The sequence below is a fragment of the Marinobacter sp. ELB17 genome, from assembly GCF_000169375.1.
In the GTDB taxonomy this organism is placed as follows: Bacteria; Pseudomonadota; Gammaproteobacteria; order Pseudomonadales; family Oleiphilaceae; genus Marinobacter.
Map to the genome: position 1 here is coordinate 24,168 of NZ_AAXY01000030.1, position 16,733 is coordinate 40,900.

The window sequence follows — 16,733 nt, forward strand, 5'->3', positions numbered from 1 at the left end:
TTAGCGCATGCCGGGGTCATATTGGGGGCTCGACTGTGAATGATCATTGACCAGCCCTGGATTGGCTGGCGGATAGGAGGAGAAAGGCAAGATCAGATCAGAATGACCGTAATCACGGAGATACTGGTCAAGCGCCTGACGACTGGCGCCATCAGAACCGTGGAGCACACTTGAAAAAATCGCACGGGATGCCGGTGCTCGTCGAATTTCATCTAAAGCATCCGCTATCAAATCATGCATAAATGGATAGTGGGCATCTAAAGGATCGTAAGGGGTATTATCATTATCCAGCGAGTCACTTGTGCACGACTGGCTGGCTTGCTCTGGCAGTTTGGCCATAATAGGTAAGCCAACCTTAATGACTTCCCCCAACCGAAAATCATAAGAGACCTCTTCACCGCTTTCCACAATCGCCTGACGAGTGAGCGCTAGCGAAGCCCAAACCGCGATAGAAGGCGCCGGGCAGTGGTCTTTGGTAAACCGTAAGCTATCAATGGCTCCCTGTTTAGCACGGGAGGCCCAATCGGTACCGGGTGTCTTAGAGTGTTGAGTGCTCTCAAAAGGAGGGTGCCCACAGCTCCACGCATCGAGACTCCGTTGTGCGCACTGAGCAACCACACCTGAACGACGAGTGGTTGCCTGAAGAAAGTTGGGGACTTCTTGAGTGATCTGATCAATGGCCTGCCAGGCTGAGCCTTTGATCGAATAACCATGGTAGGCCAGCTCTTTTGAATATCGATCTAACAAACGCCAACTCGAAAGGTCAAGACGCCGAGCTGTTGCGTCATGCTGATAAAAGTGCGCTTCATGGCTGGCTTTCCACTGATCGCTGAGTCGTTGTGAGTCACCATTTACACCGGCATTGGCATCAAACTCTGAGAGCTTATTAAGCATGAGGAATCGGTAGGCAAACAGAGCTTTGTCGTACAAATCCGCCAGCTTCGCATCTGAGACATTTTTAGGCGGGTCATACTCGTCCGGGGTAACCGCAAGCGCGGCCATAACAGCGGCTGCGTGATTTTGAAGCCTAGAGATTGGCGACTCGGGCACGACACCGCCAGCCTTGGCCAACTGATTATTAATGGCCTGAACTGAGACAACCGACTCATCCCAGATAACGTAGTTTCGCGTGGTATTGTCGGGGTTGGTGTGCCGACTATCACTGTCCAGATAACGCAAACCTGGAATGCCCAGCGATCCTAAATGCTCACTGACCTTGCGAGGGCACCCTAAGCGGGTTAAAAGATCGCTTTGAATGTCGGCACCCGTTCGGGAGAACACATTACGCTCGAAGAGTCCTTGGGGCGCGCCTCGCCAGCCATCGGTATCTCGGCCCATCACAGGACAGGCCGCCAGCTTGGCCTGCAATTCAATAGACTGCTCACTCAATGGGGCGTCCATATCAAGAAAGTGCTCATCGTCGGGTATCTCAACTTCATAAAGATGGCCACCCTGCACCGGCTCAACCACAAGTTGACGTACACACGGCCAGAGCTTTTCCATTTCATCGGCCGCGTCGTGACTTCCAAAGGCTCGGTAGTCCTCGATGCGCTTATAAAGCTCATCAAGAAGTGCCTCGGTTGAAAACTCCCGATCACCGATATTAAATAGCCTCACCATGCGTTCAGCATCGCGCTCTGGTGCGCCCGTGGCGCTCTGTACTGCCTTGGTTAAAGCCTCCCTGTCAATGTGACCACCCATAATGTTGGGTACCTCTTTGCCATTCACAGAGACTTGAGACGTACCAAGAACGCTTTGATACCACTGGGCAACGCCAGGATGCCCGGAAAAATACAAACCCCATCCGTACGCTTGAGCGCCCTCACCATTACCAACGGCATCCAGAGAAAATTGGTCAAACTGATGAGGGGAGCCGTGAAAGGCCCTCCGGAAACACACACTAGATGACCCAGGTTTGGCGATGCCACCGTTTTTAACAACAGCTTCAGCGCCCTGAAGAATGGCTTGGATATCTGGATCGGTTAGTGGGAGCTCAAAGCCAAGAGCGCGAAGCCCTGAACGAACGTCGCTGTTGTAACGGGCGCTTTGGGGAAGGGTTCGATAACCACCGGACTCAGCTAGGTGAGCCATGACCTCTTCTGCAACAAGCTGGCGGTCATCGGAGCTGCTTAAGTTGAACTGCCCGTCGGGAAAGTAGGTGGCGGCAATGTGGCGCCCCAGCTCTGTCTCGCCCGTGACGGTATAAATGTCTTCGAGGGTTTCATGGAAGCGATTGTCCAGAAATTTACGTAGTCCGAAGTGGCCGACGACCTCATGCAGCAGGACTTCCTCAAGGGAATGACGATCCGGCAAGCGAGAGGCCACCAGGTAGACAGACTCATCGTAGAAAGCAGCCTGTACGTCTTCAACCGCGCGTTTTTGGTAGATGTGTTGCTGCAACGCCGCTGGCAACTCTTTGATTTGATCAACCACATGAATAGGGGGCTTGCCGGCCCACGAAGTCATTAGCCCATCACAAATCGCTTGCGCCCGGTCTTTGTCCAGCCGTTTGGCTTTGGTCAGCGTGGCCCGAGTGCCGTGCACCGGTGAAACGCTGGCGGAACGAAACGGCACCTCAACGGTATAAGAGTTCCGGTTGCGAAAAATCACAATGGCTTCATTTTCGGACACATCGGCGGTGCGCTCGGGCATCGTAGCCCGACGCTCATCGTCGGTTAACGTGCGCCTAGCCTCGGTGTTTCGGGATTCTATTTCGCCGGCCAGGGATCGGTAGATCTCAAAAGGGGTGCTGTATCGATGCCGACTCTCCAAACCTTCTGCGGTTCTTTGGGCCTTATTTAAGTTGCGATAGGGCACGAGCTCATCACGGGCTTTTTCGGCGGACCGCTCCAACGACTTTAGAATGCTTTTAAGCTGGCGGTCATCTTGGCGGAAGGTAACTTGAACGGGGGAGGGTATAATGTCGCTCAACAGACGCGCACCCTCGGCACATTGCTCTCTTAAAAACCGATTGCGTGCAGGGAGATTGTGCCGCTTGGGCATGGCGTACCAGTTGCGGTCTAGCTCATCGAAATCTCGGGCAACATCGCTTTCGCGCACATTCGGATGGTAGGCCCAGCTCATTTCTGAGCGAATCAGCCGCAAAACCCCGCTGGGCTTGTCACGGTTGGCGTATGAGATAAGTCTTTGCATGGACTGGTACATCAGGCCATAGGTAATCATGGTGCTGGCGTCCTGCTCGCCTACCAGTTTATCGTTATGGTAGTGGGCCCATGCATCGACTTGATTCTTCTGCTCCTTGCTCAAACGCTCAAGATTGCGCTTTAGGCCGTCGGTAAAGGCCTTCTCAGGTTGACCGCCGTACGCAAACCCCTCGGTCTCCTGAACAGCATGTTGAACCTCGTGGAGAAGCGTCGAAAGGATGGCCTCATGAGGGCGGCTTGGATTAAGGGCAATACCTTCATCGTGTGAGAACGAGCCGCCCGTGTATTCTGGAAGCGAGGGATCGAATCGAACCATCATCTCCGCCAGTCTGGGATAGGCCGCGAACAGCGCCGGGTGATCCAAGAGCTGCTTCATTTCAAAAAAAGAGCTGCCCACGAGATCAATGGACTCGATGCCTTCAAATTCCTGGCGCACCAGATGAACTTTCAGGTTAGCCAGGGCTTCGTCATGCGAGTGCCCAAACGCGGCCAAATGGTTTGGGGTGTCACGGGCGTAGATAGCACTAACCATAGGTGGCCGATCAACGATTTCAGCGCTCGCATCAACGCGACGGGAAACGTCGTCCTTTAGCCAATCCGGTATTCCAAGCTTCAAGCTCGCATCGGTGTCGTTAATCTCATAACGCCATTTACCATCGACCCCTCGCATCCAGCCGGTTTCGTCCCAAATGTCTTGTTTGGAGACCATTTTCTTTTCAAGCTGGCGGGCGCGATCAAACAACTGCAGGTCAGACGTTTCGGATTGGGGTCCGACGAACATATACCGCGGGTCATTTCTGGAAAACCGTATGTCCGGGACAGTTGGATCAAACGTTCCTGAGTTTCCAACGGCTGATTTTATTTGCTCCGAATAGTAAGCCTGTACCTGATCGATGATTCCGGTCGACCGCTCGATGAGTATGGCTCCGTCGTAACCCTGGGCAGCCAGATCTTGCCGGTTAAAGCCCCGATAAACGAAATCATCCCAGGCGTCATCATCTGGGTCTGCGGTCACGATGAAGGGGTTTTTTATGGACAGGTAGACCGGCATGATCTGACCAGCGGAGCTTTCGTCACTAAATAGCTCGTTTGTGAATCCTTGGGCATACAAAGGGCAGGGCGAGAAATAAATGCCATCATAGTCAGGCTGATTGAATACGGTGAAATCCACACCGGGGCGGGTGCCGTGATACAGCGTTATTGGCTGGCCCTGATCGTCAGACAGATAGCTGCCTTCAAACCACTCGCGGAACGCCGGTGACTGAGTGTGCTCCGATAATGAACTTTAAGTAGCCAAAACTGCCTCCGTAAGATTTAAGCAATGATTAAGATACCAGACGTGAGGGCTTACGTGACCGAAAGGTACCGCTTTGCAGGGTATCTTGATGCCTGTTGTTCACCTTGGTTGGCACCGCTGGCGGGCAGGAAGTGGAGATTGTAAAGCTCCGCATGAAGTGTACTCGACAAAACTAGCAGAACGGGCGCGTCGAGCGTTGCAACGACATAAGCGAGATCATCGATGAGTGATAGCCTGGGAATGCGTGGTAAATGGGTAAGAGCTGCATTAGTAGGTTTTGGGCTGGCGGCATTGTCCGGCTGCTTGCAGGTTGGTAGCGATAGTGCTGATCTTGCCGGCACTGATGCGAACCAAAATGGCATTCGGGATGAGGTCGATAGCTACATTCGGATAGCTTATGCCGTAGGCCCGCAGCGTGACGCCGCGGAGCAATACGGTAGGGGTTTGCAGAAAGTCGTAATGATGAGCACACCCGATGAAGCAAAAAACCTAATTATAGAGGTGTCCCGCAGCATGTCGTGTCTTTACAGTGTGTTCGGCGGTGGCAATGGCGCAAATCACCCTGCGGCAGTATCCCAGAGCCTGGAAGACGAAACGTTCGATACGGATGCTCGGAAGAAAGCAAACGACCAATTCAGTGAGGCGCTGGATGGCAGAACATGGGGGCTACCACAGGGCGATACCTGTGAGTGACTTTTGAGCGTGGTTCTGGCCAGCCTTTCACCGAATGCCAGTATCACTACTCATCATCATCACCATCGTCCCAAGTCATTGTGTTCGACAGATCTTCCAGCCAATCGTAAAAGTCGTCGGGTAGTGGTGATGACAATTTAAAGGCAGTTCCATTCCGGTCGGTGGGTATGGCGGTGGCATTGTCGGAGCGTAGGGAGCGGAGAACACCGTGCGTTTCGACTACCTTGCCTCCGATCTTAAAGCGAAAAGCAATACTCTCGTCGGCCTCGTCGTAGATTCTTGTCAGCACGAGATCAACGGCAAGATTTTTATGCTGGTAGCGCCCAAGAATTAACGATGTTTTGATATCGTTTGCGAAGCTGAAAGAGAGGCCTAAGCCCATAGGCTCATCATCACGATCAACCTCCGTCTTTTCAGGAACGATAAGCTCCCATGTGTCGTCGCTACAAGCGTACGTGTAAAGCTCAAACATTGCTTTAGATTGCATTGGTCATCTCTCTTGTTAAGCGCGTGCGGGTTATGGCAACGTTTTCTGCAATTCACCGCGCAAGGTTTCAAGGTCACCTAAATCCACCTCATCACCCATGCCGCCGTTATCGGTCACCACGTACAAGCGGCCATTGTCCTGAGTCAGAAACAGCACTTTGCCGTAAAACGCTGGCGTATGACGCGACTTCCTGCGCGCATCCTTCAGGTCGTGCTTTGTTTCTACCAACCGTTGTTTAGGCGCCTGGCCGTCCACATGAGAAAGGCACACCACAAAGTCAGGGTAGAAGTAGTTTCGATGCTCTCCGCGCACCAACCGAACGGAATAGGGCTTTTTGTCGGGGTTACGGAACCACCATGTCACAAACTTGGCGCGATCCAAGGCTTCTGCAAAGGCAAGCTCGTCTTTGTTCATAGCAAAGCTGCTATCGAATTTACCGGTAATCATGACCTCCCCATCAATCCGCCATGCCTCATATCAGCGGTTTGAGTCATCCTGGCTCACCACTGCCAAGAATGCCCAGCAGATGGGACTCCTACCTAGCGTTGTCAAATGCTAAGAACGTGTTTAGCTTTTTTCCCGTATCAAATCCTGTCACCATAACCTCGATTATGCGCAGTACTGCGTGCGATCATTGCCATCCTTGGCTGTGCTGGGTCCTTCTTTACAGAATATCCAGCTTTGGTAAATTTCTAACAATTTCCTGGGTTTTCAGACTGACCGTAATCACACGCAGGAACAGCTCAAGCGGGTATCTCGGGTTGCCCATAGTCTCGGTAGCCCAATCATTAGCATCATTAGTGATACCGGAATTTTTGTCGGTGGTGACCGCCTGACGCTCCATGACCCACTCTAGCGCAGGCTTCCCGTTAACGACATAGTCGTAGGCTTCTTCTGGAATGTTCTCAATGGTGATCTTGCCGTTGTAGATGACCCTAGATTTATCACCTTTTTTGGCAAACTTCATTTTGGTCACGCTAAAGTCAGCATCTTCCCCGCCCTTGACACCTTGCCCGGTTATTTTCAGGCCTTTCAGTGACCCATTGAGAGTTGCCTGAGCGTTCAGCTCCACTGTCTCATAGTTGAGGTGCAGCTCTGCTAAATTACGGCCGGCCTGGGAGAAAGCTGAGAAGTCGGCATAGGTTTTCATTCGAGGAATGCGCGGCAACTGCTTCGTCAGGTTATCAGCATACTTCTCACGGTATTCCTCACTGTGCAGCAGGCCGTAGATGTAATAGAACAAATCCTCTTTGCCGATTTGGTTATTGGGATATGTAGACTGAAACCGCTCTAGCGCAGCATCATTCATAGCGTCTCTACGACGGCAGCCTTCCTGATCTGCTCCAGATTTATTGTTAGCAGCAAACAAATCCATTGCATCATCCGAACATTCCTCATCGCGCTCGTAGAGATAGAGTGGGAAGCACTGGCCTTTTGAGATCATTTCAAAGTCTGGAAGTGTATCTGTAATCAAAGCTGAAAATTCTTTGGTTGAGCCTCGTCCAGTCACGGAAATCACCAAATTCTTGGCCTCTGCATCCGGAAAGATATGCCGCATCTGGTAGATCATCTCATTGAAATTGCGATTGAAGTACATCCACTGCTTGGTGAAGGGGCGATAGAGACTGCAAACTACAGAATCAGACTCAAATGTTCTGCCTTTGGCTAATTCTTGTTTCAGAGAGCGTGTCCAACTGATCTTCCCCGGATCAGTATCGATGAAGTCATTGATTGCGGCTCTCCGGGCCTTGATGTCCGCTCCAGCATGTGATGCATCGAAGCGCCCAACTTCTGAGTTATAGAAGTCGATCATGCGGCCTATATTGGCCTCCTGTTTGGCGCGACTGGCGTTGTAAACCCAGGTGTCACGGGCTGTTAGTACACCCTGTGAGTAGTTGTTGAACAGTTTGGGTTGGTCGGTTTTCTTATCACCTAGCACAAAGTAATTATTAAAGTTAGGGTCACGCTGGTTCAGCCAGTCTCCAAACTCATCCGGCTCAATGGTCTCCCAGCCTTTATTCTGGGTAACACCCGCGATGCTCTTGAACTCCGAAACAATCTCCAGCTTTTTCTCACGACTCAGGTAATCACCGATGTCATGGAAATATATTTTTCCATGTTCGCTGGATTGAGGATTCTTAACCAAGATGGAGATGGCGATTGGCGCACGGCTACCCGATCCGAAAATCTTCCCGCCTTCTTTGCGAGAACGCTCGCCTGAGGTGCGTTGGTTGCCACGCAAGTGGAACAAATACAGGCTGCTAAATTCTTCAACTAGACATCGGCGCAGGCCATCCATTGAGTTCCCATCTAAAAAGCTTGCGTTTGTTACATACGCAACAACTCCCTGTTCCCCAACTCGGTCACTTGCCCAACGAATAGCACGGATGTAACTGTCATATAGATTTTTTTGGAGTGTTGCGTTCGAATAATGCGCGTATGTACTACCTATTCGTTCATCTAGGTTGGAATATTTAACGTTTTGATTCGCATCGTTTTCGCTTGTTTGCCCCGCGGAATAAGGCGGGTTGCCAACAATGACCCGTATATCCAGATTTTTTTGATGTTTGCGTCGTGAACTGTTTTCTTCTAGCAACTCATCAATCATGTCTTCGCTTTCGTACATCTGGAATGTATCGGTGAGGCAAATCCCAGTAAATGGCTCATACGGTACTTCAAATATTTGGTCGGTATATTCGTCACCGGCCACGTTGTTATTCATGATGCCGTGATAGGTCGCTTCAATGTTGATGGCTGCGATGTAGTAGGCCAGCAGGACAATTTCATTGGCATGAATCTCGTGCTTATATTTATGCGCCAGCTTATCTTTGGGAATGATGCCACTTTGGAGCAAACGTACAGGGAAGGTTCCCGTCCCAGTAAAACCATCAAGGATATGGACGTTTGGCTCTGCAAGGCTTGAGTTAAACTCAGAGCGCATTACATCTTCAACACTGTGCAAAATGAAGTCTACGACCTCAATAGGCGTATAGACGATACCCAGCCGGTCGGTCATTCGTGGAAAAGCATTCTTAAAGAATTTGTCGTATAGCTCAACAATAATGCGCTGTTTACCCTCGGCACTCTCAACACCCTGCGCTCGCATTTTTACCGACTCGTAGAATGAACGGAGTGTATCAGCCTCCTTGTCGATATTGTGTCCCTTTAACTGCTCGGTAAGGGCCTGCATAGCAAGAGACATAGGATTGTGTTCGGTGAAGTTGTACCCCTCAAACAGCGCATCAAACACCGGCTTGGTGATTAGGTGCTGAGCCAGCATTTCAATGATCTCGTCATCGGTCACGGCCTTGTTTAGATCATCACGCAGTTCCGCAGCAAATGCATTGAACGCCGCAATTTCTACGGTGTGATTTTCATCTTCCAAGATGGCTCTAATACGATCGATATGGGTATTGGCAATCTTGGCAATGTCATTCGCCCAGTCTTCCCAATGGTGCCGGTTGCCACACTTTTTGACGATCTTGGCATACAGCGCACGTTCAATGTCGCCGACCTCAAAGACCAGTTCCGCCTGCTCTGCCGAGGGATTCGGCTCCTTCGATCCAATCCCGCGCCCGCCGCGAGCTTGGCCAGCCTTGCGTTCTTTTGTGGATTTTTTGGTGGCCTTTGGAGTCACCTTGTCAGCCACAGCCACCACTTCCATTTTGGAGGGCATGCTGCCGTTGAATTCCAGCTTGTTGATCATGGCGTCAAAGCGGTCATCGTGTGACCGCAGTGCGTTTAAAACCTGCCAGACAACTTTGTAGGTTTCGTTTCTGTTCAGCGCCTCTTCTGGCTCGACACCGGCAGGAATCACCACGGGAAGAATGACGTAACCCAGTTCTTTCCCTGGAGCTAGCCGCATTACGCGGCCCACAGACTGCACAACATCAACCTGAGAAGAACGGGGCGTTAAGAACAGCACAGCATCGAGTGCAGGCACATCAACGCCTTCCGACAAGCAGCGTACGTTGGATAGGATTCGGCAGGTGTTGTCTTCAGTGGTGGCTTTTAGCCACTCCAGCTTGGCTTCTTTCTGGCTGGCATTCATCGTGCCGTCTACATGCTCGGCGGCACAAAGCATGGTCAATGCTGAATCCAGAGGGGCGTCAGGATCTTTTTCGCGTATGGATGCGATTTCCGCTTCCTGGTATTGGGCGACCACAGCACCAAACATTTCTGAGATTAACTTGGAACTGACCTTGTGGTTTTTGCCCTTATACTCTTTATCAATGACCTGGCAGAAAGCCACGGCGCGCTTCATCGGATTAGCCTGCTGACCGGCTACTTCAAACAAACCCTGCTTAGAAAGCGCTTTCCAACATCCCACGATTTTTGCCGCATCATCGACTTTAAGCGAGTTGTCAGCGTCTTTAAGCAGGCTTTGCAGGCGCCGGTTAACGTGTGCTTCTTCAACCGCTAAAACGATGACCTTGTAGTCCACCAAAAGCTTACGGGCGACGGCTTCAGAGAAGGTGATAACATACAGCTCTTCACCGTACAGCGTCTTATCATCCATCGAGCACAAGGTGACGTTTTCAGTTTGCTTGGCATCTTCGCCGTAGATTCTCGGCGTAGCGGTCATATAGATACGCTTAGCGCCCTGAATGTGGCTGTTGTAATGAATCTTGACGAACGCGGATTCTATTTCGTTCTCAAAGGTGGCGCCCGTAGTCCGGTGCGCCTCGTCACAAATGATCAGGTCGAACTCTGGGATAGGCTGACTGCCTGTGGTCTGCGCTTCGTTTATCCTGCCAATTGAATGATACGTTGAGAACACCACCGTCATCGCATCTTCAGCGTGGTGGGTAGCCATCTGCTTTTGCAATGACAAGGCATTGGTTGTTGCCGGGTATTGAAGATCGCTGATGCCCGAAATCACACGGTCATCGTCCTTGCCTTGGCGTTTGCCCACGTCACTGTCCGAGCAGACGGCAAAGCTCTTTAGCGGAACGGCAGATTCTTGAGTCCATTCCGTCAATGTTTGGCCCATCAAAGAAAGGCTGGGGACGAGGAATAAAACGCGCTTTCCTTTGCCCGCGATGTCCTCGGCGATTTTTAATGACGTAAACGTCTTGCCCGTACCACAGGCCATGATGAGCTTGCCGCGGTCCGCCGTTTTAAGACCAGACAACGCACCGTTAAGAGCATCAACCTGGTGTTCGCGCAGCGTCTTCTGAGCCCTCAGAACAGGTTTGGTGTCCTCACGGTATTGCGACCAATCGATGACACTATTTTCGAGACTGTGCAGATCAATCTTGAATACCGGTGGATTCTGGCTTCCCAAGGCGTCCTGCGCATTGGCAGTCCATCGATCGGTGGTCGTAACGATGATTCTGTAGGTGAAAAAGCTTTTTCCTGACGCCGTAAAAAAGCTATCAATGTCATTCTTGCGGATAGAGTAATCGGGCGAGTAGTTCTTACACTGAATGGCGTGGAACTGACCATCACTGGTGATTGCGACCAGGTCGATCCCGGTGTCTTTTTTCGTACTAACACCAAGCTCGGCACCGTACTGTTCAACCCAGCCCGAGTATGACAGCACGTCGGCGTACTGCTGTTTATAGGCGGGCTCTGTTTTGAAATATTGAACCATCAGGTTCTCAAAGCTCGTGCCCTTGTCGCGTTCGGATAGGGTCATTTCCCTGAATTGGGCCAGTATCGTTTGTAGTGGGGTCATCATCATTCCTTAATAAAAGTGCCCTATCAGCAGTCCAGGACTACCAATCGTTTAAATCTAATTTGATCAACCGGATCTGGTGGTTAAAACAGTGATCCACTGATTGACAGCCATTTCCGACCTGCCAAGAACGCCATAGCGCTTCGCGGCGTATTGTGTTGCTGCCACCATGGAAAGTTTTTTTTCATAAACCATAGCAAGCGCCCAGTGTCCGGCGACCGCAAGGGCTTGAAGCTTAGATTGTGCGTCCAATACGGATGGCTCAGGCCTTTGTGGAGCCGAAGGGCCTGCAGTGGAAACCGTTACGGACTCCCGATGTGGGCAGTCATAATCAGGTAGAACCGGACTATGTGATAACGACACGAGGCTGCTTGGTGCAGGAATGACCACATCAACGGTGTGGCGAGCCTCCAAGTACCAACCAAGCAGCCCTTCGATCAGGGGCTTGGCGACCTTATACCGCCTTGCCGCTGTCGCTATCCCTTCCTGTGTGGACAGCTTCTTTTTCCCAAGCATTAATTCGGCGGCAAGCCCGGCCGCTTTACCTAACTTTTGTGTACTGGCGAGCTTGCTTAATTTAGCCCTGGCATCCATAACCCGAGGCAAAGGTTCCGGTTTTGTTGTTAATGCCATACAACTCTCCTTGTCAGATCGATCGATCTCGGTTGGCCAAACGCCGCCTGGTTTCGTCAGCGTTAACGTAGACAGCCTCGGTAAACGCCGCGCTGGCATGACCAAGCTCTTCCGAAATATGCCGAATATCAACGCCAGCTTCGATCGCCATACTGGCGCCGGTATGCCGTAGATAGTGTGTCTCGTTTTTGATGGCCAGCAGGCGCGCGGCCTCTTCCGTCAGATTTTCATTGTCCATACGTTCTGCAGTCAGCTCAATGGCGGACTCAAAGGCCCGCTGAACCTGGCGCTTACCTAAAGCCCCGCCGCCGCGGTTTGACGGCAGAATAGGGTGGTTGTCGGTAGGCAGCGGCAGCGAGGGGACCAACCCCAAGTGCTCACGCCAGCGGCGCAGAAACGGCAGGTAGCCGGTTGGCAAAGTCACACTGCGGGTTTTGTCACCCTTGCCAAATACGGTGTATGACCAGTATTCCTCACCCTGAACGTTCTTAATGCGGAAATCCGAAAAGAGAGGCACACGCTCTACGCCATCATCCATTGGCCGCGGAGCAAGCTCACCCACACGTAAAAACAGACTTTTCATGGTAACAACCACAAAAAGTTCACGCTCATAGGCAGGATCTTCATTTGCGGCCTCCTGCAATGTTTTGAGCAGGTATGACCACTGCCAGTTGTTGAGTCGCCGAGCTGTCTTTTCATCAACATTGACAACCCCAGTCTTGGCTCGTTGATCACGTCGACGTAGGTTGGGCATCGGGTTTTTGGCCAGGTAATCTCTCTGTACCAGAAAGATGAAATACCGCTGCAGGACCGTACGGCTGGAATTTAGCGTGGCTTGAGTGGCGTGGTACCGGGCTTTCTCATCTTGCGTACGCAGGGCAAAGGGGCGCCATTTAGGATTGGGCACCCTTAACCCCTCTTTTTCCAGAAAGCCAGGGTAGATACCGCGAGAAACCCACGGAGAAGGTGGGGTTCTGAGCATTTTGAAGTAGGACTGCACTACCTCTTCATCAACCTGTGCTAACGATCGCTTAGCGGTCACCCACAGGTAATTGAGGAAGCGTTGAACTTCACCGCGAAAGCGATTGAATGTGCCTGGGGTATCCGAGTAGTCAGACACGAATCGCAGGCTCAGCTGGAAATCCCGCAAAAGGTCTTCGGTTGGCGGCTGCAACTGCTCAAGAAACTCTCGAATAGACGGGTGAAACTCAAACTCGGCTTGAGAATCCAGATAGTCTTTGGTGTCGATGAGTGGATGCCCACGGAATTTAGACATAGAGCGTTTTGTCCTAGTTATTCAATAATGTGCCGGGAGCTGGCGGGTGCACTGTTAAACACCGTCCTTAACGGGCTTGGCCAATAAACAGGCCCTTTTTGTAGAGCTTCCACATGGCAGTGAACTGCGCTATCAGTAAACCAATGACCACCACACTCAAAATAATTGCACCGGCCAAGGTAACCGGCAACTCACCCCAAAAGAGATAGCCAATACCGAGAAGACTGCATCCCGAGAACAGCAAGACAAAAATCCATGGCCACGGCGAGTCAGCCTTTTCTTGATTTTTACTTGGGTACGGCTTTCGATTCCGATTAACGATCATCGCTTTGTATTCCTTCAATAAGTGGCTGGCCAAAAATTCTCTGGCAGCAAAGGTTGCCCTGGTTCATACAGGCGCCGGATACGCCAGTGCTTGTATTTAGACGGATCGAATTCACTCAAGAGGGCTTCGTATTCAGCACGAAATTGAATGGCCGACCGGAAAGCGTGAAGCATTTGATCCGGCGTAGAATCCAGCGCCAAATGAAACGTCTTTGAGCATGGCCGATTGTTTTTTCTCCAACTGACCTGATACCGCCAAGACCAGATTTGCCGGCGACTATCGAGATATGGTGCACCAGCGACACCCACGACACCGGTTGTGCCGCCTTTCCGCCGCTCAGTTCTAACCGCGGGCTTACCATTAGGTTTGCGCCTGAATTGCTCGCGCAAGGCCTTGTTGTCATCTATAGCGGCCCTAACTGCATCCCGAATACTGCCAAATCTTGTGTATGGGTAAGAGCCGCCTAAGTCTATGCGGTTTCGCTTAAAACGCATCTGGCAAAAGCTAGGCGCCGGAAACGAAAGGCCGTATCGGGTACTGGACAGAAGATCGCGGACTTCCTCGGGAATATGGGAGTCGGGCATGTTAGCTAAAATCCTGCATTGTGGATTGAAGTGAAGGCTCACCCCGACTTAACCGATCCTGCTCGCCAGCCCGGTAAGCCTCCTGCCATATCTCGCCCGTCCAATGATCAACAGGGTAGGGGCTTGCGGTTATGGGAGTGGCACCCGAGAAACCAGCCTGGCGGCCACGACTAAAAATTCCTGGGCCATCGACTGCATAATCCAGATTCTGTTGATCACTCATGCCGATCCATGCCCATTCGATGTTTTGATGGGCGAACTATAGCGCGGTTAAATATCGGTGTCCACTACCAAAAAAGAGTAGACATATAAGATTTCTATGACCAGCATTTACGCGTTTCGTGAAAGAAAGGGAGCCGCTATTGTTACAGGTAAGAAAAATCGTATAGACTCCCATATTCTATAGTGATAATGCCACAAGAAATAACTTGACGATATATTAATAAAGGTGTGCCTAATGACCGAACTGAGCCTTGAAGTAAACGTAGAAAATAACACTTCTAATACTTGCGAACTGATCGAAGAGTCGGCCAGATCAATCGTAGTAGCAGTAAAAAATAAGTTTCTAGCCATTCCAGAAAATTTGCACGATGCCCTTGATGAAGGAACGTTCAATATATGTGAACTAGACAAAATTAACAGCGATATATCAAAATTAATGACATTAAGGCCTGAGCATGAACGCGTGGCTTTGCCGACTTATAATGAAAAAATATACGAATTTCTTCGAGAGTTTCATTGTGAAAACCTGTCAGATTATGGAGAAATAGTTGATTATTTTCCGGAATTGATTATATCAATATACGATCTTGATGGAGAGTCTGGTACAACTCTTTTCGGTATCGATGGACAAAGCGAAGTCTTGAATAAATTACGAAGCTTCAAAGTAGAAAGGAAATTAATAAAAGATTCAGGTGCAAAAACCTGCATTTCCACGGGCACACCGGAAAACCAAAGTGGAAATAGCAACTTGTTTGATGTCGATGTCTGGCTTGGAAGCGTCACTAATAAAATAGCTTCCGACATTAAGAGTAAGTTTCTTGCAATTCCAGAGCACCTGACCGACGCTTATAATGATAATTTTTTTAGTGTAGTTAAGCTTAATGAAATAAACAAAAAAATGGAAACGCTAAAAAAATTAAACACTAATTATAAAGCAGTGCGTATTCCAGGAAGAAAAAACAAGCTATTTAAAATCCTTGGCGCACTACACTGTGAGGAGCTGGCAGATTACGACGTCGAGTTGGTTAATGGTCTTCCGGAAATTATTGTCTTGGCATACGATCTTAACGGAAAATCTGGCGAAACCCTTTTTGGCATTGATGGTCAAGCTGAGGTTTTAGAAAAATTGAGAGAATTCAGATGCAAAAAAACACATTTAATTAACGGATTTTCAAAATCAAAGCTACTTTATTCTTCGTTGGCTATTTTTTCTTTGTCAATTATTGGTTATTTCATCATCCGTAATATTTATTTTTGAATGCAGGAAAGATGCGTGACACAGGGCCGCAAACAAATCGGCAAGGAAGCCTGAAAACACCCGGTAAACGCTGACTTTATCGATTGTAGTGCGTCAGCTAGCGAGAGTTTCTATGGAATTTTTTATACGGAACCACACTATTTGTGCCAACTGCCTGGATGAAAGAGCAGTCCTGTCGTCAGCAAAAACCACGCTGTTCGGCGTCAACTATCCTGTCCGGTCCGCGACAACTATGATGGCCGGTTGGGTGGTCTTACTTCTTACTCTTTGCAGCCTGCTTGAGATGCTGCTGTCTTCGGTAACTTTCCCCCTCTAATTCGATAATAGTTGCGTGGTGTATCAGCCGGTCTATGGCCGCTACAGTCATCATGCTGTCTGGGAAGATTTGATCCCACTCACTAAATGGTTGGTTGGCTGTGACGATTAGACTGCCACTCTCATAGCGATGGGCGATGAACTCGAACAGTACCTGGGTTTCTGCATCCGTCTTTTTTACATAACCGATGTCATCGATGATGACGACCCTGTATTTATCCAGCCGTGTCATGGCTGTCATCAAGTCGAGATCGCGCTTGGCCTGTTGTAAGTGCTGAACCAGCGCTATGGCAGGGAACAGTTTGCAGCGTACCCCCTGTTCGGTGAGTTGATGACCCAGTGCATTAGCGATATGGGTTTTGCCAGTGCCGCTGGGGCCAATCAACAGCACATTGTCGGCATGGTGTGCCCAGTCACTGTCTTGTTGCAGCCTTGCCAGTGCGGTGTTGCAGGGGCGGCTGAACGCGCTTTGATCAAGCGCTGAGAAGGTCTTGTTGGCGGCAAGTTTTGCCTCGCGTACCCACTTCTGGGTCCGGCGCTGGTAGCGGTCTGAGAGCTCGTACTCACACAATGCCGCTAGGTAATCGGTGTGTGACCAGTTCTTCTCAATGGCGGTTTCCCAGAGCGATTGGTAATGACGGTGGAAGGCCGGCAGACGGAGTTCTTTTAACAGTAAAGCGACAGAGCCTGTCATATCTGTGCCTCCTGACTGTTGATCGAGGACAGTAGCTCGTCGTAGCTCACTAAGGTGTGTTGGCTTGATGCAGAGCACTTGAGGTCTGGGTTGCCGCGAAGGTAG

General features: G+C 50.4%; 11 protein-coding genes. 2 read left to right on the plus strand and 9 right to left on the minus strand.

The window, feature by feature from the left end; all coding sequences use genetic code 11:
* Positions 1-4,389: an LPD23 domain-containing protein gene (locus MELB17_RS20020; protein ID WP_227498994.1), complete on the minus strand. Its 4,389-nt coding sequence runs from the start codon at positions 4,387-4,389 to the stop codon at positions 1-3.
* Positions 4,390-4,683: 294 nt separating this feature from the next.
* On the opposite strand from MELB17_RS20020, the gene MELB17_RS20025 reads away from it, so the two are divergent.
* Positions 4,684-5,154: a hypothetical protein gene (locus MELB17_RS20025; RefSeq protein WP_007352172.1), complete on the plus strand. Its 471-nt coding sequence runs from the start codon at positions 4,684-4,686 to the stop codon at positions 5,152-5,154.
* A gap of 46 nt (positions 5,155-5,200) precedes the next feature.
* Here MELB17_RS20025 and MELB17_RS20030 read toward each other — a convergent pair whose 3' ends face one another.
* From MELB17_RS20030 to MELB17_RS20065, 7 genes are all read right to left on the minus strand, one after another.
* A complete protein-coding gene (locus tag MELB17_RS20030) occupies positions 5,201-5,641 on the minus strand; it encodes a hypothetical protein (RefSeq protein ID WP_007352173.1) in 441 nt (146 codons plus the stop codon).
* A 30-nt stretch (positions 5,642-5,671) separates the two neighbouring features.
* Positions 5,672-6,088, minus strand: coding sequence for a hypothetical protein (locus tag MELB17_RS20035; RefSeq protein WP_007352174.1), 417 nt, complete (start codon positions 6,086-6,088; stop codon positions 5,672-5,674).
* Positions 6,089-6,305: 217 nt separating this feature from the next.
* Positions 6,306-11,321 carry a DEAD/DEAH box helicase gene (locus MELB17_RS20040; protein ID WP_036185691.1) on the minus strand — a complete coding sequence of 1,672 codons (5,016 nt, stop codon included), beginning with the start codon at positions 11,319-11,321 and terminating at the stop codon, positions 6,306-6,308.
* A 66-nt stretch (positions 11,322-11,387) separates the two neighbouring features.
* Positions 11,388-11,954: a hypothetical protein gene (locus tag MELB17_RS20045; protein WP_007352176.1), complete on the minus strand. Its 567-nt coding sequence runs from the start codon at positions 11,952-11,954 to the stop codon at positions 11,388-11,390.
* A gap of 13 nt (positions 11,955-11,967) precedes the next feature.
* Positions 11,968-13,230, minus strand: a complete 1,263-nt coding sequence (locus tag MELB17_RS20050) for a tyrosine-type recombinase/integrase (protein ID WP_007352177.1) — start codon at positions 13,228-13,230, stop codon at positions 11,968-11,970.
* 67 nt (positions 13,231-13,297) lie between these two features.
* Entirely contained in the window at positions 13,298-13,588 is a 291-nt protein-coding gene (locus tag MELB17_RS20055) for a hypothetical protein (protein ID WP_227498993.1), read from the minus strand.
* Positions 13,589-14,140: 552 nt separating this feature from the next.
* Entirely contained in the window at positions 14,141-14,362 is a 222-nt protein-coding gene (locus tag MELB17_RS20065) for a hypothetical protein (RefSeq protein WP_036185694.1), read from the minus strand.
* A 234-nt stretch (positions 14,363-14,596) separates the two neighbouring features.
* Between MELB17_RS20065 and MELB17_RS20070 the strand changes: the two genes are divergently transcribed.
* Positions 14,597-15,619, plus strand: coding sequence for a hypothetical protein (locus tag MELB17_RS20070; protein ID WP_007352180.1), 1,023 nt, complete (start codon positions 14,597-14,599; stop codon positions 15,617-15,619).
* Positions 15,620-15,872: 253 nt separating this feature from the next.
* On the opposite strand, the gene istB is transcribed toward MELB17_RS20070, so the two are convergent.
* The gene (gene istB / locus MELB17_RS20075; protein ID WP_007348516.1) at positions 15,873-16,628 is read right to left on the minus strand and encodes an IS21-like element helper ATPase IstB; all 756 of its coding nucleotides are present in this window, start codon (positions 16,626-16,628) and stop codon (positions 15,873-15,875) included.
* Positions 16,629-16,733 lie beyond the last annotated feature (105 nt).